The organism is Phenylobacterium sp., assembly GCF_036264965.1.
In the GTDB taxonomy this organism is placed as follows: Bacteria; Pseudomonadota; Alphaproteobacteria; order Caulobacterales; family Caulobacteraceae; genus Phenylobacterium.
In genome coordinates, this window is sequence record NZ_DATAPY010000095.1 from 19,429 (window position 1) to 37,767 (window position 18,339).

The window sequence follows — 18,339 nt, forward strand, 5'->3', positions numbered from 1 at the left end:
TGTCGGGGGCTCAAGCCAGCGCATGGCTATCCAGGCCCGACAGAGAGGCAAGAAACGCGGCTTCATTGGTCAGGCAGCGCAAGTCCAGTATCAACCCGCCGTTCTCCATCCGCCCCAGAACCGGCCAGTCAAGCGCGCGCAGCGCCGCCGCTAGCCGTTCCAGCGCTCGCGTCCCCTGCCGCGACTGGATGACCAGGCCGCCGCTTGCGAGGGTGTCCATGGGCAGGGCGCCGGAGCCGATCTGGCTGCGGCAATCGCATGGCGCCACGGTGAAGATCGTGCCGACAGCTCGCGCCACGGCCGGCGCTAGGCGCGCGGCCTGCATAGCGATCTCCGCATGCGGACGGGCCAGCAACCGCAAGGTCGGCAGGCGTTCGACGAGACGGTCGGGATCGCCATAGAGCTCGAGCGTCGCCGCGATCGCCGCCAGCCGGATCTTGTCGATCCGCAAGGCGCGCTTCATCGGATTGCGGTTGATGGCGGCGATCAGCGCCTTGTGTCCGACGATGAAGCCCGCCTGCGGCCCGCCCAGCAGCTTGTCGCCGGAGAAGGTCACGATCCCGGCCCCTTGCGCGACCGCATCGCGGACCGTCGGCTCACGCCGCAGCCCATAACGCGCCAGATCCAGCAGCGTGCCGGAGCCCAGGTCGTGCATCAGCGGGACGCCGGCGTCCGCGGCGATCGCCGCCAGCTCATCGGCGTCGACCTCTGCGGTGAAGCCCTGGATCCGGTAGTTGGAGGTGTGGACCTTGAGGATCACCCCGGTCTCGGGCGTCACGGCCGCCCGGTAGTCCTTGGCGTGGGTGCGGTTGGTGGTTCCGATCTCCACAAGCCGCGCACCGGCCCGCTGCATGATGTCCGGCATCCGGAACGCGCCGCCGATCTCGATCAGCTCGCCGCGCGAGACAATGGCCTCGCGGCCGCCGGCCAGGGTGTTGAGGGCGAGCAGCACGGCGCCGGCGTTGTTGTTGACCAGGGTGGCGTCCTCCGCCCCAGTCAGATCGCAGAGCAGCGCCCGCACATGGTCGTCGCGTTCCCCGCGGCGGCCGGATGGCAGGTCGTATTCCAGGGCCATCGGATCGCGCATGGCCGCGACCGCCGCTTCGATCGCCGCTTCGGCCAGCAAGGCGCGGCCCAGGTTGGTGTGCAGAACGGTGCCGGTGAGGTTGAACAGCGGTCGCAGGTCGGAGCGCGCTTGCGCTTCCAGTCGGGCGAGCGCGGCGGCCGCCAGGTTTTCGGCGGTGGGGGCCGAAGGCGCGCCGCCGCCCACAGCTTGGCGCGCCTCCTGCAGCGCGGCGCGAATGGCGTCGGTGGCGGCCTGGCGGCCGAAACGATCGACGAGTGTCTCCGCGATGCCGGTCTTCAGGACCGCGCTGACCGACGCCAGATCGCGCAGCCGTGCGGGTCGCGGCGGCTTCATCGGCGGCTCGAGCGCCGCAGCAGGCGATGCAGATGGGTCCGACATGGTTCCCAATCCAAGGCTGTCCAAGAGCCCGGCCGATTGCGCGTATGGCGAACCCAACATGGCACGGATCCGCGCGATTTGGACCAGCGGCGGCGGCTTCGCTCCCGCCATGCCCGAATTCGGATTGAGGGGTCGTCAGGGCAACAACGCCAATTGGTCTCCGCCTTGGGCCGTCCGATGGTCGAAACCGGATCAGACCAGGCGTGGCGGTGCAGACAGTCGTTCGGCAACTCGTCTCCGTCGCGCCGCTGCCCGGCGAACGGGCGGGGTAAGTCTCCGATCAAGTTTCATCCGCAACTGGGGTCGCGGCCGATCGGTGCGGCATCGGCAGCTGGACTTAGAACACGTAACTGGACCGCTCGGCTTCGCGCGAGAACTCTTCCAACTCGTGCAGTTCCAGCTTTTCCATTTGGCGAACGCTTTGGGTAAAGCCCGCTGCGTCCTCGTGAGGATAGTGATTGCGAAGCTCCCGGATCTCCTGGGCATAGCGTAGATAGCGCTCCGCGTTGACCTGACGCGAAACCGCGCGCTGATAGACCGCCGTCACGGCGCTTATGGCGAAAAGCGACCATGTGGCGAAATGCAGCCACGACTCGGCCAGCCCGCTTACGTGTTGCTCAAACAGCCGTCCGCCGCCTGTCATAATGATCGCCAGACAAGCCACGAGTCCCCCGAGCACGAAGCTCAACTCAGCCACCAGCGCGGGAGCGCGATCCTTTTCGCGGGCCAGCTGCTGCTGACTTTCGAAATGCTGTGACTGGACCGACAGTCGCAGCTGCTCGTAGGCCTCCTGTGCTGCGTCCAGGAGAGCCTGCTGCGGCTGAGCTGTCGTGATGGCCGCTGGCCCGAGTTGGACCGCGTCGGGGTTGAATTCATGGAGGGCTGCGCGGCCTCCGAGGAGTTCTTGTGAGAGTTTGGCGATCGCCAAACGCGTGAAGGACTCCGCCAACGCAGCCACGCCGGCCGCGTCTGAGGCCCCGGAGACCGCGGCGAAGGCCTGGAATTTGATACACCGCAGTCGCTCGGCGGCGAAGCGTTCCAGGAGCCAGCGTTCCTTCAACCTTCCCCAGATGAGCGTCTGTTGAGCGAGCAAACCCATGGCGCCGATAAAGGCGGTCGTCACATCGAGACCTGGGACGAGGCCGTACCTGGCGCTGAGAGTGAGGTCGTAGCCTAGCGCCACCATCACCAGCAGCACGGACGCGAGCGACAGCTTGCCCAGCACATCGTGGCAACGTTTATAGATGACGGCGCGTCGTTCCCGCTTCCTGAATGCCTCCGCAACGACAGGGTTGCGAACGAGAAAGTTCAGGTCGGAATAGATCGCGACAAACGCCGGCACCGGATTTATGTCCCGGTTTGAGTTTTCCACAGCCACCCCTGGCTCGCTCTGAAAAAAGCGAACGCGATGGGCCTTAACACAACCCCGGGGGTGGAGAGAACTTGCCGCCAAATCCGGCGTCGCATTTCTTTATTCAAGGTCGGCAGGCGGGGCCGGTGTGAGGCGCGCCGATCCCATTTTCGCCAAGGCGCCAATGACCGATCACCAGGCGCCGAGCTAAGTTTGGGCGGCTTCAGCCGCGCGTCTTCCACGCCTCGGAGAATAACAGGCCGCGGAGAGACGAATTGCCGGGGTGAATGGCGGTGCGGGCAGTCGGCAGAGAACTAGTCTCCAGCATGGCCGACTCCCGCAGGCGGTCATAGCCTGCTTGCACGAGCGCGGAAGCTTGGCTGCTCGACGAAGCCGAAAGGGTCGCCTAAAGCTCGGCGACCGTGAGCCAGCCCGCTTCCGCCCAGCCGACCGACAAGGCGCAGGTTCGTCAACTGGTCCGCGGCATGGGGGTGATGGGCGTCCTCTTCCTGACACTGTCAGCGGAGACGCCCGCTTCCTCGGTCTTCGTGATCCTGCCGGGCGTCATCCAAGCGGCGGGATCGGGAGCCTTGGTCTCGATGACTGCAGCGGGGCTGGTCGCGCTCTGCATGGCGCTTACCTACGCCGAGCTGGGCTCCAGCTTTCCCTCCGCCGGCGGCGAGTATGCCATCGTCGGCAGCGTCCTGGGCCCCGTGACAGGATTCGCCGTCCTGGGCGTGAATCTCTTCAACCTGCTGCTGTCATGCGCGGCGCTGTCGCTCGGCGTCGCCGCCTATCTGCCGGCCCTCCTGCCGGGCCTGTCCCCGGTAGCGACGGCGGTGGCGGCCTTGGCGATCGCCACCGGACTTGGGGTCCTCAACATCCGGGCGAGCGCGGCGGCGACTGGAGCTTTTCTCCTCGTGGAGCTTGCGGCGCTGGTGGCGGTCACAGTGCTGGGGCTCTCACACCCGGCGCGCCCGCTGCTGGAGTTGTTTGCGCATCCGGTGGCGCTCGCGCCGGGTCCGGCGCTCTCAGCCGTTGGCCTGGGCGGTCTGGCGACCGGCGTCGTGGTGGGTCTCTTCGCCTATGACGGCTACGGGAACGCCATCTATCTGTCCGAGGAGGTGCGCGATGTGCGCCGCCGCTTGGTGCAGGCGGTCTTGTGGGCCCTGGCGCTTACCGCCGTCGCCGAGATGGCGGCCTTGGCGGCCGTGCTGATCGGCGCGCCTGACCTGACGGCTCTGCTGGGGGCGGGCGACGACATGATCTCGGATTTCACGCGCCGCGCCGGCGGCGCGGTCCTGGGGCGGATGATCGGAGCTGGCGTGGCGCTCGCCATCCTCAACGCCGTGATCGCCCTTGTGCTGATGACCGGGCGACAGGTCTACGCCACGGCGCGGGACGGCGTCTGGCCGGGCCCGCTGGGCCGGCTGCTGACCCAGGTGCATCCGCGGTTTGGGTCACCGTGGGCTGGCACGCTGTTGGCCGGAGCCCTGTCGGCGGGGCTGTGCCTGCTGCCGATGAAACTGCTGCTGATGCTCTCGGGATCGGGGGTGACGCTGATCTACATTTCCCTGTCGCTGGCCTGCCTGCTTCGCGGCCGCGACCGCGCTGTGGAGCCAGGTTGGCGCCTGCCCCTGTGGCCAGTCCCGCCGCTCCTGGCGCTGGCGCTGCTGCTTGTGGTCGCCGCCGCCAGCCTGAAGGACGGTTGGGTGAGCTTCACTGTGAGCCTCGCGTGCGCCGCCGCCGCGGCCCTGTACTACGCCCTCGTTCTCAAGCCCCGGGGCGAATGGCGCCTGAGTGGGCCTTCCGTTTCCGACAAGATGGGTAAGGGAGGTCCGTGACGGCTGGCCAACCTAGACTGCCGGGAAGCTGTAGCGCCTTACGATGATGTCAGAATCCTCCGCGCCGGCCAGCGTGACCTCGAGCACCTGGTTGACCAGGTCGAGATCGCGCTCCAGTTCGTCGAGGGTGATCTCGAATAGCTCGAGCTGCTGGTCGAGGTGGAGGCCCACCGGGCCGTTCAGGCAGATGAGCCCGCGTGCAGGTCCGCCTTATGATACTCGCCCTTGGTTCCGGGCGCCTCGGCCAGTCCCCGGAAATCGTAGGCGTTACGGGTCACAAAGGTCCAGTCGCCTTGCAGGATCACTGGGAACAGGTTCCAGTCCTTGACGCCCGCCTTGCCGATCCAGCGGACGTGCGAACTCTCGACGTATCCGCGGTCGATCGCCGCCTTGGTCAGCTCAGCACTGAGGCACTCGTCGACGAGGAGCTTCATCCGCGCGAACGCCGGGCCACCTTCCGCTCAGAAAGCAGCTTCAGATCGAAGCCGGCCCCAGGATGGGCGCGCGGCCGCCCCCGCGGTGGGTTGGCCTCTGCGTAGAGGCTGGCGAGCGCGATGCGATCATCGTCCAGGTCGGGAAAGGCGGTTTTGAGGCGAGCGTTCGATTGGCCGGCAGCCACCGCAGCCGCAACGTCATAGGGCCGGGATATGCCGGCGCCTGACACCCAGCGGCTCGCGCTGGCGCGAGCTCTGCGGGAAGCAAACCAGCAGCGAAGCCTCGCGCCGGAACGAAGCGGATCGCCATCTCCGGGCCGCTCGCGCGAGCGGTGAACTGGGAGACGAAGCCTTACGGGTGACGCCAGGCCAGATGGCGATCGTCTAGGCCTTGCGATGCAGGTACGCGTGGATGTGGCGCATGGCGTCTAAGCCGTCGCGGTCCTCTAGCTCCATTAGCCAGAGCAGCAGGCGCGCCTTGACCCGGACGGCGGGGAGTTCGAGGCAGGGCGTCGCGAGGATCAGGTTCTCCAGCTCGAATCTACGGTCGAGCAGCCGCTTGCGCAGCTGTTCCTCGGCTTCGGGCATGCGGTCGGCGAGGCGTTCCACCTCGGAGCGTTCGGTTTCCCAGGATTCGAAGCGGTGGAGATGAACGGGCGCTTTCGATGCCCTTTGCAACGGTGCGCCCGCGGTGGCCGCTGAGGCCTGTAACAATGCCCTTCGAGAAAGACCGAGACTCTTGCTAAGTGATGGGGCCATGCGCGACCATCCCGGAATGGGGAACCCCCCGCCCGCTGAACATGTATGTGATCTATTTCCACTAAGTAGTGATGGAAAAACGATCAGTCGTCAAGTGGGTTTCCGCTCCAACTTAGGGTTTTCCCCTTAAATGATCGTCCCGGCACAGATAAGGATGGCCCGAGCGGGGCTCGGAATTAGCCTACGAAAGCTCGCTGAAAGCGCCGGTGTTGGAGAGTCGACGATCCAGCGGTTCGAAGCGGGCCGCGGCGGCATGCAAGCTGCGACACTTGCGCGGGTTGAGGCGGCGCTTGAGACTGCCGGCGTAAAATTTCTGGCCACGGACGAGTCGGGCGGCCCTGGAGTGCGCCTATCGATGGCTGCGGCGGCGTTGGCGTCCGATTGAAACCGTGGCCGCTTGGTCGAATGATGCCGACCTTGATCGGTCCCAATGATGGCTCCGTCCCGAATGTAGCGGCCGCTGCGCGGAGGTGGCGTTGTCGAGTAGAAGTCCGGCCATCTCGATCTCGTTCGGCGGACCTGCTCCCAGGCGGCTAATCCGCGAACAATTCGCGCAGCACCGCCAGGGCAGCATGCAAAGTTACCGTCGACTATTCCGACCCCTACGCTGAGGGGGTACGGACTGAGACTAAGTCGCCAGACTCGCTGGCGGTGTGGGCAGTCGAATGACAGCTGGTCTCCGGTCGGACGCCGCAATTGTTTTGGTGGCTAGCCACATCTACATTCAGGCTAGCAAAACAGGGGCGGCGACCCTATCTTAGCGACGAGGAGTAATCCATGTCCCGAGCCGTCCAAGTCCAATTCAACGTTCGCTCCGCCTTTGCCCGCGCGCGAGCCAATGAGCTGGCGAAGCTGACTGGCATGACCGCTACACAGGTTGTTGAGGACGCTCTGCGAGGCTATGTGCCGCCGGGCGCGGCTATGAAGTCCGGCCGATTGGTCCAGCGGGGTCCGATCTTGGTACGGCCCTCCAAGGGCGAGATGATCACCCTCGCCGAAGCGGATGCGGCGCTGAACATGGTTCGCGAGCGCGATCTTGAAGATTGATGCGCTCCTCGACAGTAATGTTCTGATCGCGACGCTCGTGGAGGCGCACGAGCACCACGGTCCTTCGTTGGATCTTCTGGTGAACGAGAACGCGACACAGTTCGCCGTCGCGGCGCATAGCTATGCCGAGGCGTACAGCACGTTGACCCGCCGCGGCGAGCGCGCGCCGTTCCAACTTACGTCTGAGGAGGCTTGGGCGGCGCTGGAGAGCGTTCGCGCCGTGACCGTCCTCGTCGGTCTGACGGCTCCGCAAACCTTTGAAGCGATAAGGAGCTATTCACAAGGCGGCGGCGTAGGCGCGCGCCTTTACGATCGCCTCATCGGCCAAGCCGCGGTAGCGCACGGCATTCCGGCGATCGTCACCTGGAACGTCGGGCACATGCGAAGCCTTTTCCCAAACCTGAATGTCGCGACGCCAAAGGAATTCGAGGCACTTTCAAACCAAACGCTTTGAATGCCACTCACCTCGTTCCCCGCGGTGGTGTCAGTCGAACGACGGCGGACTTTAGGTTGGTGCGATCGGAGGACGGCCGCCGGTTCGCGCGCAACATCTCGACAACCCGTTCGGCCCGAGGTTGTCATCTATGTCTTAGGAACGACCTGTTACCTATGTGTCCGGGCTGGACAACCGACGCGTCCCCTATCAGATTTTATGCGAAATGGGGGAGGGTGGCTTCATGCTCCGGAGGGGTTATTCGGAGGCGCTCGTAGGGACCGCGGCTTTCGCATCCAGCAACTCTCGACGTATACGGAGCATCTTGCAAAGTGCTCTCGCTTCTACACCCTTCGGCAGCGTCAGCGTCCGGCCTTCGAGCTTGCCGTAGGTGGTCGGGCGGAGGCTAGGCGCGAGCGACACCCGAAGGTTTGTCGGATCAATGTCGATCAATTGGCGATCGAAAAGAGTGTGGAGATCCGCGCGCAACAGGATGCCGTTCTCGACGAGGTCCGTTTGCGGTCCGAGGTAGGGGACGATGTGGGCTGCCTCGAGCGCTTCCGGCGCATCTTCATGCGTGATCGCACACTTGCTGCCGTAGGCCCGCAAGAGCGCTGCGCGGAAGGCAGCGCCGCCTTGGCGCAAGGCGATCGAAACCTCAGCGCGCCGACGGGCGTCCTCGAGGCTGATTGGGGCGGCGTCGGAAGCCGCCGCAGGGTCGAATGGCAGCGAAGCCGGGAGGACGCGCACGAGCGGAAGGTCGAGAAGTCCAGCGAGATCATCTTCATGGACGCGGACGCAACGACCGAGGTTACCGAGATAGCCTAGGGCTGAGTAGGTCTGAGGCATAACCCGGCGGGCCTCGGGAAATGCCGCGAAGTCAAAACTCGCGACGACACCGAGAGACCACTCCCAGCGAGGACGTCCCCACTTTTGGACCGCCTGCTTCCATGCGAGTTCTGAAATCACGTCTTGGGTTGCTGTTGGCCCATTTTCATTCAGCGTTGCGACTGACAGAACGCGACTTCGATGCGCCGGATTTTCCGTCGACTTGGGGTCGGAGGTGCCGACGACCAGCACGAAGTCACGCTGTGAGTTGAAGTGCTGCGTGAAGTCGTCCGCGATTTTTCGATGTGTGAAGGAAAGCGCCGGCCAGCTCGGGTCGACGGGAGCGAACTCACTTTTCGCAAACAGTTGCCCCTCATCACCGAGCAGCTTTCGCAACGTCACTTCGTTGGTCGCGCCGCGCACCTGCGCGCCCTCATCCTCACCGTCGAACGAGAACCGGAAACGCACTGGGATCGTGCGCTCGACGCTGACCGGGCGTCCCAACCCGCGATAGATGAAGGACGGATCGCTGTTGTCGCTCCGCCAGAAGACATGGATGGGAAGCGACCCTGACGCGATCTCCCGCATCAGCGGCTGGTCAGCCGTGGCGCCGGTCCGGCCTTCCCAAACTAGGTCATCGCCGTCCCAGCTATTGGCGTAGTCATGGCCGGTCCGGCCAGGGGCGCCGACGTTGCAGAAAATGAACAGCTGACCAGCGTACTTTGGATAGCCGTTTCGCCACTGCCCCTGTCGCTTATCGGGAGGCACCGCCAGGAGATCCTGCACCTCGTTGCGCGTGTAGATTTGTCCAGGCTCGAAGGTCATATGGTGTCTCGGGCATCTGTTTGAAGCGCGGCCATTCTATGGCGCCAGCGCCGAGCGCTGTTCGGCCAGTTCTGCAAACCTGAGCAGATCTAGGACGCAGCGCGCGTATAAGCATGCCACACCGTCCTCCGCTTCGAGGCCCACATCGGCGGCTTTTGCCAGGTCGATCAGGGCCACTGGATCCGCTCCTGAGATGTAGAACGCGACGTACGGTCGCGCTGCAGGATGCGGTCCGCCGAATGTCGAGGCGTTGCAGCTGATGAAGGGTGTGGCGCCAAGGGCCGAAAGAGTAATGACCGCAGCGGCGACCCCTATGTCGAGCCCCCACAACACTTCGGCGCCCTCGATCTCTGGATCTCGAGCCGCATCGAAAGCGGATTCGGCGGCGGCTGAATCGGTGGCGGAAGCGATCTGCGCGACGAGCGGCGCCTCGACCTTCAACGCATCGCGAACATCACTCCATGCCCAACCACGGTGGTCTTCATATCGGCTGTTGCCCCGGAGGTAGCCTTCGTCGCCGGCAGCATCCGCCTCAGCATCCGAAAGGCCCTCGAGGTCAGCGGCCGCGAGGACTTGTCGGACGGTGATGTCAAAACACTTGAGGGGCAGGCGAGCCTCCGATTCGGCGAGCACGGGCGCCTAGCGTAGCCGCAATCAGTGCTTGCATAATCCGGAACATAATGAGAACTATGGACAGGGCGCCGTGAGGGCGCCAGCGTGGCGCCATGACCGATTCCGCAATGCCTCCCAATGTCCGCGATCTGGACCGGACCAACCTGAGGCTCTCGGCCGAAACCTTCGGAGCGATAGATGTCCTTCGAAGCTGTCGGGCGGGTCACATTTCGCGCAATACTTGGCTAACCGAAGCAGTTGAAGAGAAGCTGGCGCGCGATGCGGCACTCGCCGAACAGACGTCAGGAGACCGACGGCATGGCTAGTTTCTACGAGTTTTTCGCCGGGGGCGGCATGGCGCGCGCGGGCCTAGGCGAGGGCTGGGACTGCCTGTTTGCAAATGACTTCGACGCAAAGAAGGGCCTCGCCTATCAGGCCAACTGGGGCGCTGGCGGCGAGCTACATGTGGGTGACGTCCGGGGCGTCACGGCGAAGATGTTGCCGGATAGGGCGGACCTGGTTTGGGGCTCCTTCCCCTGCCAGGATCTTTCGCTGGCCGGCGTCGGCGCGGGATTGGATGGGGAGCGGTCGGGAAGCTTCTATCCCTTCTGGGGTGTGATCAAAGGCTTGATTAAAGATGGTCGAGCGCCTGCCGTTGTTGCAGTGGAGAACGTCTGCGGCACGCTGACGTCGCACGGCGGCCGAGATTTCGAAGCAATCTGCAAGACCTTCAAGGCCGCCGGCTACCGGGCGGGAGCCCTGGTAATCAACGCGGACCTTTTCGTGCCTCAGTCTCGGCCCCGCCTCTTCATCGTTGGGGTCCGCGCCGATATAGATATCGACCCAACCCTGACCACGCCCGAGCCTATTGCGCCGTTCCATTCTCGCGCGCTCTGCCGGGCGGTCGACGCGCTGCCTAAGTCCGTTCGCGACAAAATGGTGTGGTGGAATCTGCCGCTTCCGGAGCGCCGTCTTGAGACGTTCGCCGACGTCATTGAAGAGGCACCGGACAGCGTCGATTGGCACACTCAGGCTGAGACCAAGAAGCTCTTGGACATGATGTCGGCCGTAAACCGGGCAAAGGTGGATGCCGCCAAGCGCGCCGGCCGCCGTATCGTAGGTGGGGTCTATCGCCGCACGCGTCTTGATGAGGCGGGCCGCAAAGTGCAGCGCGCCGAGGTTCGATTTGACGATGTCGCCGGCTGCTTACGCACGCCTGCCGGTGGCTCCAGTCGGCAGGTCATCCTTGTGGTGGACGGCCTCACGGTGCGCTCGCGTCTAATTTCTTCGCGCGAGACCGCTCGCCTCATGGGTTTGCCCGACAGCTACCGGCTGCCGCGCAACTACAATGAGGCGTATCACCTGACTGGCGATGGCGTCGCTGCACCCGTGGTGCGCTACCTGGCGCAGCACATCTTCGAGCCGGTCCTGGGTGTTGTTGCAGCGCCGAAGCAGGATGCTAAGGCCCGTGTCGCATGGCGGGCCTGAAACGACCCGACGACGTCAACGTCCCGCCATTCGAAACCGAAGACCTCCGCGCAAACCTCGCACGCTTCCTCGACACGCCCTTTCAGGACCCCATCGGCGCACAGCGCAAGGTCGGTCACTACAAGTGGGGCGTCTACGCGTTCTTCGACTACGATGGCGAACCCATCTACGTCGGCCAAACAAACGAGATGCTGCGCACCCGCATCCGTCGGCACCTGACAAACCAGCGAACTGATGCCGTCGCAATGTCGGTGCTCGATCCATTCGAGGTTTTCGAGATCGAAGTTTGGCCGCTGCCGCCTTTCCAAGAGACCTCCGGAAAGGATCCGGCCGCTAAGGTGCATCTCGATGCTTTGGAACGGCAGATCACCCAGGCTGCAGTCACCGACTCCAGGTTCAAGGCGATCCTCAACGAGAAGGACCCGCCCCCGGGGGAACTGACCGTCGAACCGCCACCTTCGCTGCGCGGCCGCATCGTTTCAGACCGCGTCTACGAACTGCGGTCCCATCCCGATTTCCGCATTGCGCGCCGAGCCTTGATCATCTCGCGTCTGGCCCAAGTGATTTCCGAGAGGAAGGTGCAGGGTGGCCTTCGTCGAGTCCTGGAAACCCAAGCCAAGCGTTTGCAGTGGCTTGCCGAGCGCCGATATGAAGCACTTGGCGGTGCGGCTTCGGTGGCCACCGAGGTCGAAGAAGACCTCTAGCCACGGGCTGCCGCGCCATGCCAACCTTCGAACGGTGAGTGGCGGCGGCAAGCTCACTTCCCGGAATGCAGATCAGCGTCTGTCCGCTTCTGGCAGGGCGCAGGTACTGGCAGCGCCACAACGCGGCGCGACTAAAAGGCGTCTACCCAGCCAGTCGGGAGCACAATTGCCTGTATATTCGGGGGCGGGTTCGGCAATGCCGGAACCGCCGGAACCGCCCGGGGCGGGCGAGGCACCGGCAGCACACCGAAGCGGTTCGAAATGATGTACTTGCCGTTCCAATGCTGCCCACGATAGCGGCCATCGGCATCCCACACATGGAGGCCTTCGAGCCATCCTAAGTAGGCGCCATCGCGAGAATATAGGAATCCGTTAGCGATGAAGCCAAAGTAGGTGCCAGCTGACTTATATATATATTCCATCTGTCAGGCCTTTGTTCTTCGGCTGACAGTCGCCGCCTTTGAGCCGCCAGCTTTTCGACCGCCCCTCGTTCCTTCTTTATGTTCGGGAATATACGAAGCCGGTACCGCGTATCCAATTCCTAGTTGAACATTGGAAATTAGAGCTTGGTAGATCTCTACCAAGTCTATTCCGTGTAGTGAAACGGCCCCCATGGCCATTGATTCTACTTTACTTAGGAGGTCCGAGCGTTCCCGGCGCTTGGCATTGACCACGCCTATAATTTCTCCGTCTGCATTCATGAGGGGGCAACCGCTATTACCAGAATTTACTGTCCCATCTATCAAGTAGGTGGTCACGCCGATCTGGTCTTCTGTAATGGCAGATAGTATGCCCTGATGTGTGGTGAGGGCTTCAAGGCTGAGTGGGTATCCAGAAAACAATACAGGCATCCCTGCCATGACTGGTTTGCTGGTTGGAGCCTTCACCAACGGCTCCCGATCAGTATCAAGCTTTAGGATGGCGAGATCGTGTTCGGTATCCTGAAGGGCAACCTTGGCGGGAATATATTTGTCGTCATCCGTGAACTTGCACAGGACGGTGGCGCCGCCAGTAACGACGTGGTCGCACGTTAGGAGTATGCCCTTCTTCTGATACAGGAATCCAGACCCGGTGCCTGCAACTTGGCCCTCCCGGTTCAGCACGAAGATTTTCGCGATGGATGGCGAAACCTTCGCAACGACTGAAGAAAAATCCATATGCGAACGGCCCCTAGAGCGGTCGCTCTTAGCGTGAAGTCGGTTGCCTATCAGCCAGCCAATACGCCGTCGAGGGTATTTGCCACGGCCCAGCGTCTCGGCTTGCCGACCGAGTAGATGATCCCTTGCGCCTTGAGTGGTCCCAGGACGCTCTGGACGCCGCAGCAGATGGACAGGAGGCGCTTGTGGTCGTCCAGCGGGACGCCCCTGCGCGGCCATCACCTGCGCGGCCATCGACTGCGGGCCAGTTCGCGGGCTCTGAGGGGCCTGTCTGCGGTTCTGAGGATGTGGAGCGCCGTGCGGTTCCAACGCTCGCGCTGGACCTTGTGGGGCCGCACAGCGGGAACGGCGTTTAGGTCTAGCTGCGGGTCGAACATGGCCAGCGCAGCGATAGGCAGCTTACATATCTTGCAGCGATGCAGAAGCGGCGCCTATCTAGTGCCTATGACTGGAATGCCAGCTCCTTCTGCCGCCAAACGTAGAACTCCGCGCAAGGCTTCGTCCGGCGCGCTCAAGATTGCGGGTAGCGATCTCAGCAAGACAGGCAAAGCTTCCCGTAAGGCGACGCTGCAGTTCGGCTCGGCCTCGATCACTGTCAATCGGTCCACGCTTGAAGATCGGTCACGGAACATCTCGCGCGGCCAGGATGCGCTGAAGAAGCTGAAGCCCAAGCTCGTGACACCTGGCGTGAAGCTGCGCTCCCGCAAGGGTGTACCGTTGTTCTTCGCCGATCCCGCCCGCCCGGGCCGAATCATTCGCGAGCTCGACGGCAGGCGTGAGTCCGGCGTCATCGAGAACGGGACCTTCAAGGCCAAGGGGTGACCGACGTCCGGCAGGCCGTCGACCAGGTCCTCGCCGCCCAGCAGGCGTCGGGAAGGCCCCTGGGGATCGTCGTGGCCGGCCACAACGGATCCGGCAAATCGACCCTCTGGTACGAGCGCCTGGCGGCGGCGATCCAGATCCCACTCGTCAACGCCGACCGCATGATGATGTCGATCCTGCCTGAACCCTCGGCGGGCAAGCTGCCGGGGTGGGCGGCCGAGCTTCGCGATACCGACGCCAGCTGGATGCAGGTCGCGCAGCGCGGGGTGGAGGCCTTCGTGCTGCACGCAATGACGGCCGGCGTGCCATTCGCCCTGGAGACCGTCTTCTCCGATTGGCGGGAACAAGCGGACGGTACGGTCCTGTCGAAGATCGACCGGATCCGCGAAATGCAGCAGTCGGGCTATTTCGTCGTCCTACTGTTCGTCGGTTTGTCTGACGCCGAGCTGTCCGTAGGCCGGGTGCTCACGCGGGTGTTCAAGGGCGGGCACAATGTGGACGTCGAGAAGTTGCGGACGCGCTTTCCGCGCACGCAACGCGCGATCCGCGCCGCGCTGCCTGTCGCGGACGCAGCGATTCTGACGGACAACAGCCGCGAACCCGCGCACGCCTTCACCCTCTGCCGCATACAGATGGGCGCGGAAGAGGTGTTTGACCTGCGCGCCGGAGATGACCCAGTTCCGGCCCAAATTTCGGCTTGGCTTGATGTGATCGCCCCTCGCGAGGCACCTGCGGACTAGTCCAGCGCCGGGCGCTCGGCCCGGACGGCGAACTTCCGAGCCGATGACCGCGAACTCCGAGGGTCGGCTTCGTCCAGGACCGAGCCTCAACCCGCGGCTAATCCTCGCCGGACTGGCGGTCGAGCAGCTGGCGGGCGCGGTCGATCCGAGCCTGGAGGCCTTCCTGGAACTGGGGATCGCGGCGGCGCGTGGCGATGTGCTCGGAAATGGCCGCCCGGATCACGTCCGACACCGCCCGGTTCTCGACGTTCGCCACAGTTTCCAAGGCATCGGCCTGGTCGGCCGACAGGCGGATGGTCATCGCTTTGGGAGGTTGCATTCCAAGATTCTGCCACCGTGGTGCAGGGCTTGTCAACCTCACTGGTGCTATGGTATCTTGGTATCAAGACATGGAGATATCGATGAATCAGAACGAAGAAGGCGACGAAGGCGAGAAGCTGGAGGCCTTCGAAGAGAAGCAGGCGCATGCACTCGAGGATTTCGAGGCGAAGCAGCAGCGCGAGCTGCAGGCTTTCGAACAGAAGGAGCGCGAGGAGTTGGAGGCGTTCGAGCGCCGGCAGGGGCGGCCGTTCACGATCAAGATCGACCGCACCGAATACGAGGTCCGCGAGCGCAAGCGGACCGGCGCCCAGTTGCGGACGCTCGCCGGAATCGGCGCGGACCGCGACCTGTTCGAGGTCGTCCCCGGCGGCTCGGACGTGAAGATCGCCGACGACATGGAAGTGAAGATGCGCGACGGGCTGCGCTTCTTCACGGCGCCGGCTCAGATCAACCCGGGCACCGAAGGATAAGGACCAGCCGATGCTGCCGACCCACGACATGGAATACCTCGCCGAGATCGCCCCCGGCCACAGCGTCTCCAGCGAAGCCGGGATGATCTGCGTGGTGATCCCGGGCTTCGAACTGGGCGGCGGCTTCGACGCCACCCAGTCGGACCTGATGCTGAGGCTCGCGCCTGGCTATCCCGACGTCCCGCCGGACATGTGGTGGTTCAGCCCCCCGGTGCGGCGTCCGGACAATCAGACGATCCGGGCCACGGAGGCGCGCGAGCACCACCTTGGCCGGGATTGGCAGCGCTGGTCGAGACACCTCACCCCAGGCCAGTGGCGGTCCGGCGTCGATAGCCTGCAGGGCTTCCTGGCCATCATCCGGCGTGAACTGGCGGCGGCCGCGCCATGTGCGGCCGCGTGACCGCGACGCTCGTCATCCCCGACGCTGTGGCCGCGGCAATCGATCTCGCCGTGCAAGAGCCGCTGGAAACGGCTGGCGTGTTGCTCGCCACCTTGATGACGAGCCAGGGGGGCGACACCCGGCTGCTTGGCCGCGAGATGATCATGGTGGGCGAGGCGGCCTATATCGACCGGCAGGCCGACAGCTTGGCGATCGCGTCCGGCGGCTACGTCGAGGCGCTCGCACGCGCGGAGAGCCTAGGGGCCGCGCCGATCTGGTTCCACACCCATCCGGGTGAACGCGGCCTTCCGCGGCCGAGCCGGGCGGACAAGATCGTCGATACCGAAATCGCCGACCTGTTCCGGCTCCGCTCCGGCGCCGGACACTACGGGACCCTGATCGCGTCCCCCCGAGGGCGGGACCTGGCCTTCTCCGGCACCCTGCAGCCCGAGACCGGGCCGACCCAGGCCATCGAGCGGCTCTGGCGGGTCGGCGAGGACTGGCGCCTCACGCGCGCCATCGACGCCCCGGGCGCTCAGCTCTCGCCGATCTTCGATCGCAACATCCGCGCCTTCGGGGCCGGCGTGCAAGCCGCGCTCGGCGACCTCCGGCTTGCGGTAGTGGGCTGCGGCGGGACGGGCTCGGCGACGGCGGAGCAGCTGGTGCGCCTCGGCGTCCGCAAGCTTCTGCTGGTCGACGCCGACACCCTGTCGGCCAGCAATGTGACGCGGGTCTACGGGTCGACGCCGGCCGATGTGGGACGCCCCAAGGCCGAGGTGTTGCGGGATCATCTCCGGACGGTCGCGCCGGACCTGGAATGCGAAGCCCTGGTCTCGATGATCACGATGGAGGCCACTGCCCGGCGCCTCGCGAGCTGCGACCTAATCTTCGGATGTACCGACGACAACGCCGGCCGCCTTGTTCTGTCGCGGATGTCGAGCTTCCTGCTCATCCCGGTGATCGACCTCGGGGTCTTGCTCAGCAGCGATTCCGCCGGCCAACTCGTCGGCATAGATGGCCGGGTGACCATCCTGTCGCCGGGAACCGCCTGCCTGGTCTGCCGCGACCGAATCGATCTGGCGAGGGCCGCGGTGGAGCTTCGCACGCCCGAAGAACGCCGCCGGCTTGAGGACGAGGGCTATGCGCCCGCCCTTGGCGGGGTCGAGCCGGCCGTGGTCGCCTTCACCACGGCTGTGGCGGCCGCGGCCGTCAACGAGCTCCTGGAGCGCCTGGTGGGCTATGGGCCGACGCCGCGCCCCGGCGAGGTGTTGCTGCGGCTCCACGAGCGCGAGGTGTCCACCAATCGTGCGGCGCCACGGCAGCACCACTACTGCGATCCCGCCAGCGGCAAGCTCGGCGCTGGTCCTTCGATCCCTTTCCTGGAACAGACTTGGCCCACGGCATGAAGATTCCCTGGTGGCAGTGGCTGCCGTTCCGCAGGTGGCGCGTGATCGGCGCGGTGGAGTCCGCCGACGAGATTCCGGCGCAGTTGCCTAAAAACGCTGCGGTTGTGGTAGCGTCCGGCGGCCCGCCTAAGTGGATCAGCTTCGACTGTCCATGTGGCGCAGGGCACAGGGTTTTGTTGAATACCGACCAGGGGCGTCGTCCCGCATGGTCGGTGACGCAACCGCCGAAGGGGGGGCTCTCCATCGCGCCGAGCGTCGACTTTCATGACGGCCACCGCCGCTGCCACTACTTCGTGCGCGATGGCCGGATCATCTGGGCGAAGGATCGGTACGATGAGCGGCTCTGAAGAAGACCAGGCGGCAGATGACGCCGCCGGGAAGGCGGCCGGGCGCCGACCTCCGACCAAGACGCCGATGTTCACAGCCCGGAACTCGGCGCGCTACGAGCGCCAAGACCTGATCAAGGCGATCAATGCGGCCGAGAAGACCCAATTGATCTGTTACGTCGCCGGCCACGACACCGAGATCAACCGTGACGATCTCCTCGGCTTCGTGGACCTGCTCCACAACATCTCCGACGGTGAGCCCGTCGATCTGATGCTGCACACCTGCGGCGGCGATGTCGACGCCTGTGAAAAGCTCGTGGCGGCGATCCACGCGAAGGTGGGCGAAAGCCCTTTCCGGGTCATCGTCCCGGACATGGCCAAGAGCGCCGGCACCCTGATGGCGCTGGGCGCCAATTCGGTGATCATGAGCGACACTTCTGAGCTTGGCATGATCGATCCGCAGTACCCGATGGCGGATCGGCAGGGCAACGTGATCATGCACTCCGTTGTGGCCTATCTCGAAGCCTATGAGGAGCATGCTGCGGCCCTGCGCCGGGACGTGAAGGATCCCATCGCGCTTCTGATGCTCGACGGCTTCGACGCCAAGATCGTCCGGAAATTCCAGGGGATCCGCGACCGGGTCCGGACCTTCGCCGAGGACCTGCTTAAGCGCCAGGGCCTTCCGGCGTCGGCGATCTCCGCCGAGCTCCTCAGTTCATCCCGCTGGAAGACGCACGCCCAGCCGATCAGTCACGCCGACGCGACCCAGCTTGGGCTGCCGATCGAATATGTCGCGCCGGACGACCCCCGCTGGGCCCGGTACTGGCGCCTCTACTGCCTGCAGCGGATCGAGATCGCAGGCGACAGCAAGATCTTCGAGTCCTCGTTCGTCTCTCAGGTCGTGGAAGGCTAGTGGCCAGGAGGCCGG

At 64.6% G+C, this 18,339-nt stretch carries 23 protein-coding genes; 13 read left to right on the forward strand and 10 right to left on the reverse strand.

The features are described 5' to 3' along the window. Positions 1-10: 10 nt before the first annotated feature. Together selA and VHS75_RS11965 are read right to left on the reverse strand one after the other, a co-directional pair. Positions 11-1,420, reverse strand: a complete 1,410-nt coding sequence (selA, locus tag VHS75_RS11960; RefSeq protein WP_329638843.1) for an L-seryl-tRNA(Sec) selenium transferase — start codon at positions 1,418-1,420, stop codon at positions 11-13. Positions 1,421-1,802: 382 nt separating this feature from the next. Beyond that, complete coding sequence (locus VHS75_RS11965) at positions 1,803-2,843, reverse strand: hypothetical protein (RefSeq protein WP_329638844.1); 1,041 nt, start codon at positions 2,841-2,843, stop codon at positions 1,803-1,805. 395 nt (positions 2,844-3,238) lie between these two features. On the opposite strand from VHS75_RS11965, the gene VHS75_RS11970 reads away from it, so the two are divergent. Further along, on the forward strand, positions 3,239-4,660 hold the full coding sequence (locus VHS75_RS11970; protein WP_329638845.1) for an APC family permease: 1,422 nt from the start codon (positions 3,239-3,241) through the stop codon (positions 4,658-4,660). A gap of 12 nt (positions 4,661-4,672) precedes the next feature. On the opposite strand, the gene VHS75_RS11975 is transcribed toward VHS75_RS11970, so the two are convergent. The 3 genes from VHS75_RS11975 to VHS75_RS11985 form a co-directional block, all read right to left on the reverse strand. After that, on the reverse strand, positions 4,673-4,831 hold the full coding sequence (locus tag VHS75_RS11975; protein WP_329638846.1) for a hypothetical protein: 159 nt from the start codon (positions 4,829-4,831) through the stop codon (positions 4,673-4,675). An 8-nt stretch (positions 4,832-4,839) separates the two neighbouring features. Beyond that, a complete protein-coding gene (locus tag VHS75_RS11980) occupies positions 4,840-5,094 on the reverse strand; it encodes a DUF5615 family PIN-like protein (protein WP_329638847.1) in 255 nt (84 codons plus the stop codon). A 384-nt stretch (positions 5,095-5,478) separates the two neighbouring features. Next, positions 5,479-5,853, reverse strand: coding sequence for a hypothetical protein (locus VHS75_RS11985; protein ID WP_329638848.1), 375 nt, complete (start codon positions 5,851-5,853; stop codon positions 5,479-5,481). A gap of 154 nt (positions 5,854-6,007) precedes the next feature. Between VHS75_RS11985 and VHS75_RS11990 the strand changes: the two genes are divergently transcribed. The 3 genes from VHS75_RS11990 (at position 6,008) to VHS75_RS12000 (ending at position 7,354) form a co-directional block, all read left to right on the forward strand. After that, the gene (locus VHS75_RS11990) at positions 6,008-6,238 is read left to right on the forward strand and encodes a helix-turn-helix transcriptional regulator (RefSeq protein ID WP_329638892.1); all 231 of its coding nucleotides are present in this window, start codon (positions 6,008-6,010) and stop codon (positions 6,236-6,238) included. Between the two features lie 476 nt (positions 6,239-6,714). Beyond that, the gene (locus VHS75_RS11995; RefSeq protein ID WP_329638849.1) at positions 6,715-6,900 is read left to right on the forward strand and encodes a hypothetical protein; all 186 of its coding nucleotides are present in this window, start codon (positions 6,715-6,717) and stop codon (positions 6,898-6,900) included. Further along, positions 6,890-7,354 carry a type II toxin-antitoxin system VapC family toxin gene (locus tag VHS75_RS12000; protein ID WP_329638850.1) on the forward strand — a complete coding sequence of 155 codons (465 nt, stop codon included), beginning with the start codon at positions 6,890-6,892 and terminating at the stop codon, positions 7,352-7,354. Before VHS75_RS11995 ends, VHS75_RS12000 begins: the two co-directional genes overlap by 11 nt. 237 nt (positions 7,355-7,591) lie before the next feature. Here VHS75_RS12000 and VHS75_RS12005 read toward each other — a convergent pair whose 3' ends face one another. Further along, complete coding sequence (locus VHS75_RS12005) at positions 7,592-8,986, reverse strand: HNH endonuclease (protein WP_329638851.1); 1,395 nt, start codon at positions 8,984-8,986, stop codon at positions 7,592-7,594. 36 nt (positions 8,987-9,022) lie between these two features. Next, complete coding sequence (locus tag VHS75_RS12010) at positions 9,023-9,619, reverse strand: hypothetical protein (protein WP_329638852.1); 597 nt, start codon at positions 9,617-9,619, stop codon at positions 9,023-9,025. 297 nt (positions 9,620-9,916) lie between these two features. Between VHS75_RS12010 and VHS75_RS12015 the strand changes: the two genes are divergently transcribed. Both VHS75_RS12015 and VHS75_RS12020 read left to right on the forward strand, forming a co-directional pair. Next, positions 9,917-11,086: a DNA cytosine methyltransferase gene (locus tag VHS75_RS12015; protein ID WP_329638853.1), complete on the forward strand. Its 1,170-nt coding sequence runs from the start codon at positions 9,917-9,919 to the stop codon at positions 11,084-11,086. After that, positions 11,074-11,790 carry a GIY-YIG nuclease family protein gene (locus VHS75_RS12020; RefSeq protein ID WP_329638854.1) on the forward strand — a complete coding sequence of 239 codons (717 nt, stop codon included), beginning with the start codon at positions 11,074-11,076 and terminating at the stop codon, positions 11,788-11,790. Before VHS75_RS12015 ends, VHS75_RS12020 begins: the two co-directional genes overlap by 13 nt. A 131-nt stretch (positions 11,791-11,921) precedes the next feature. Here the strand turns inward: VHS75_RS12020 and VHS75_RS23110 are convergent, their stop codons facing one another. Together VHS75_RS23110 and VHS75_RS12025 are read right to left on the reverse strand one after the other, a co-directional pair. Then, positions 11,922-12,212, reverse strand: coding sequence for a 4-fold beta flower protein (locus tag VHS75_RS23110; protein WP_414694297.1), 291 nt, complete (start codon positions 12,210-12,212; stop codon positions 11,922-11,924). Between the two features lie 3 nt (positions 12,213-12,215). Beyond that, on the reverse strand, positions 12,216-12,947 hold the full coding sequence (locus VHS75_RS12025; RefSeq protein ID WP_329638855.1) for a serine protease: 732 nt from the start codon (positions 12,945-12,947) through the stop codon (positions 12,216-12,218). A gap of 444 nt (positions 12,948-13,391) precedes the next feature. On the opposite strand from VHS75_RS12025, the gene VHS75_RS12030 reads away from it, so the two are divergent. Further along, positions 13,392-13,769 (forward strand): hypothetical protein, encoded by a 378-nt coding sequence (locus VHS75_RS12030; protein WP_329638856.1) that lies wholly within the window; start codon positions 13,392-13,394, stop codon positions 13,767-13,769. Beyond that, positions 13,766-14,509 (forward strand): zeta toxin family protein, encoded by a 744-nt coding sequence (locus tag VHS75_RS12035; RefSeq protein WP_329638857.1) that lies wholly within the window; start codon positions 13,766-13,768, stop codon positions 14,507-14,509. The genes VHS75_RS12030 and VHS75_RS12035 overlap by 4 nt, the downstream gene beginning before the upstream one ends. Positions 14,510-14,606: 97 nt before the next feature. Here VHS75_RS12035 and VHS75_RS12040 read toward each other — a convergent pair whose 3' ends face one another. Beyond that, positions 14,607-14,828 carry a ribbon-helix-helix protein, CopG family gene (locus VHS75_RS12040; RefSeq protein WP_329638858.1) on the reverse strand — a complete coding sequence of 74 codons (222 nt, stop codon included), beginning with the start codon at positions 14,826-14,828 and terminating at the stop codon, positions 14,607-14,609. A gap of 82 nt (positions 14,829-14,910) precedes the next feature. Between VHS75_RS12040 and VHS75_RS12045 the strand changes: the two genes are divergently transcribed. Genes VHS75_RS12045 through VHS75_RS12065 form a run of 5 tightly spaced genes read left to right on the forward strand, consistent with a single transcriptional unit; the run spans position 14,911 to position 18,324 of the window. After that, on the forward strand, positions 14,911-15,300 hold the full coding sequence (locus VHS75_RS12045) for a multiubiquitin domain-containing protein (RefSeq protein WP_329638859.1): 390 nt from the start codon (positions 14,911-14,913) through the stop codon (positions 15,298-15,300). A gap of 10 nt (positions 15,301-15,310) precedes the next feature. Next, positions 15,311-15,700 (forward strand): E2/UBC family protein, encoded by a 390-nt coding sequence (locus VHS75_RS12050; protein ID WP_329638860.1) that lies wholly within the window; start codon positions 15,311-15,313, stop codon positions 15,698-15,700. Next, positions 15,697-17,085 carry a ThiF family adenylyltransferase gene (locus VHS75_RS12055; RefSeq protein ID WP_329638861.1) on the forward strand — a complete coding sequence of 463 codons (1,389 nt, stop codon included), beginning with the start codon at positions 15,697-15,699 and terminating at the stop codon, positions 17,083-17,085. The genes VHS75_RS12050 and VHS75_RS12055 overlap by 4 nt, the downstream gene beginning before the upstream one ends. After that, positions 17,070-17,432, forward strand: coding sequence for a DUF6527 family protein (locus VHS75_RS12060; RefSeq protein ID WP_329638862.1), 363 nt, complete (start codon positions 17,070-17,072; stop codon positions 17,430-17,432). The genes VHS75_RS12055 and VHS75_RS12060 overlap by 16 nt, the downstream gene beginning before the upstream one ends. After that, positions 17,419-18,324 (forward strand): SDH family Clp fold serine proteinase, encoded by a 906-nt coding sequence (locus VHS75_RS12065; protein ID WP_329638863.1) that lies wholly within the window; start codon positions 17,419-17,421, stop codon positions 18,322-18,324. The genes VHS75_RS12060 and VHS75_RS12065 overlap by 14 nt, the downstream gene beginning before the upstream one ends. Positions 18,325-18,339: the final 15 nt, after the last annotated feature.

Coding starts and splice junctions, on each gene's coding strand:
- selA (WP_329638843.1), bottom strand. CDS start 1,420: ATGAAGCCGCCGCGACCCGCACGGCTGCGCGATCTGGCGTCGGTCAGC.
- VHS75_RS11980 (WP_329638847.1), bottom strand. CDS start 5,094: ATGAAGCTCCTCGTCGACGAGTGCCTCAGTGCTGAGCTGACCAAGGCG.
- VHS75_RS11985 (WP_329638848.1), bottom strand. CDS start 5,853: ATGGCCCCATCACTTAGCAAGAGTCTCGGTCTTTCTCGAAGGGCATTG.
- VHS75_RS11990 (WP_329638892.1), top strand. CDS start 6,008: ATGGCCCGAGCGGGGCTCGGAATTAGCCTACGAAAGCTCGCTGAAAGC.
- VHS75_RS11995 (WP_329638849.1), top strand. CDS start 6,715: ATGACCGCTACACAGGTTGTTGAGGACGCTCTGCGAGGCTATGTGCCG.
- VHS75_RS12005 (WP_329638851.1), bottom strand. CDS start 8,986: ATGACCTTCGAGCCTGGACAAATCTACACGCGCAACGAGGTGCAGGAT.
- VHS75_RS12015 (WP_329638853.1), top strand. CDS start 9,917: ATGGCTAGTTTCTACGAGTTTTTCGCCGGGGGCGGCATGGCGCGCGCG.
- VHS75_RS12020 (WP_329638854.1), top strand. CDS start 11,074: ATGGCGGGCCTGAAACGACCCGACGACGTCAACGTCCCGCCATTCGAA.
- VHS75_RS23110 (WP_414694297.1), bottom strand. CDS start 12,212: ATGGAATATATATATAAGTCAGCTGGCACCTACTTTGGCTTCATCGCT.
- VHS75_RS12025 (WP_329638855.1), bottom strand. CDS start 12,947: ATGGATTTTTCTTCAGTCGTTGCGAAGGTTTCGCCATCCATCGCGAAA.
- VHS75_RS12030 (WP_329638856.1), top strand. CDS start 13,392: ATGACTGGAATGCCAGCTCCTTCTGCCGCCAAACGTAGAACTCCGCGC.
- VHS75_RS12040 (WP_329638858.1), bottom strand. CDS start 14,828: ATGCAACCTCCCAAAGCGATGACCATCCGCCTGTCGGCCGACCAGGCC.
- VHS75_RS12045 (WP_329638859.1), top strand. CDS start 14,911: ATGAATCAGAACGAAGAAGGCGACGAAGGCGAGAAGCTGGAGGCCTTC.
- VHS75_RS12050 (WP_329638860.1), top strand. CDS start 15,311: ATGCTGCCGACCCACGACATGGAATACCTCGCCGAGATCGCCCCCGGC.
- VHS75_RS12065 (WP_329638863.1), top strand. CDS start 17,419: ATGAGCGGCTCTGAAGAAGACCAGGCGGCAGATGACGCCGCCGGGAAG.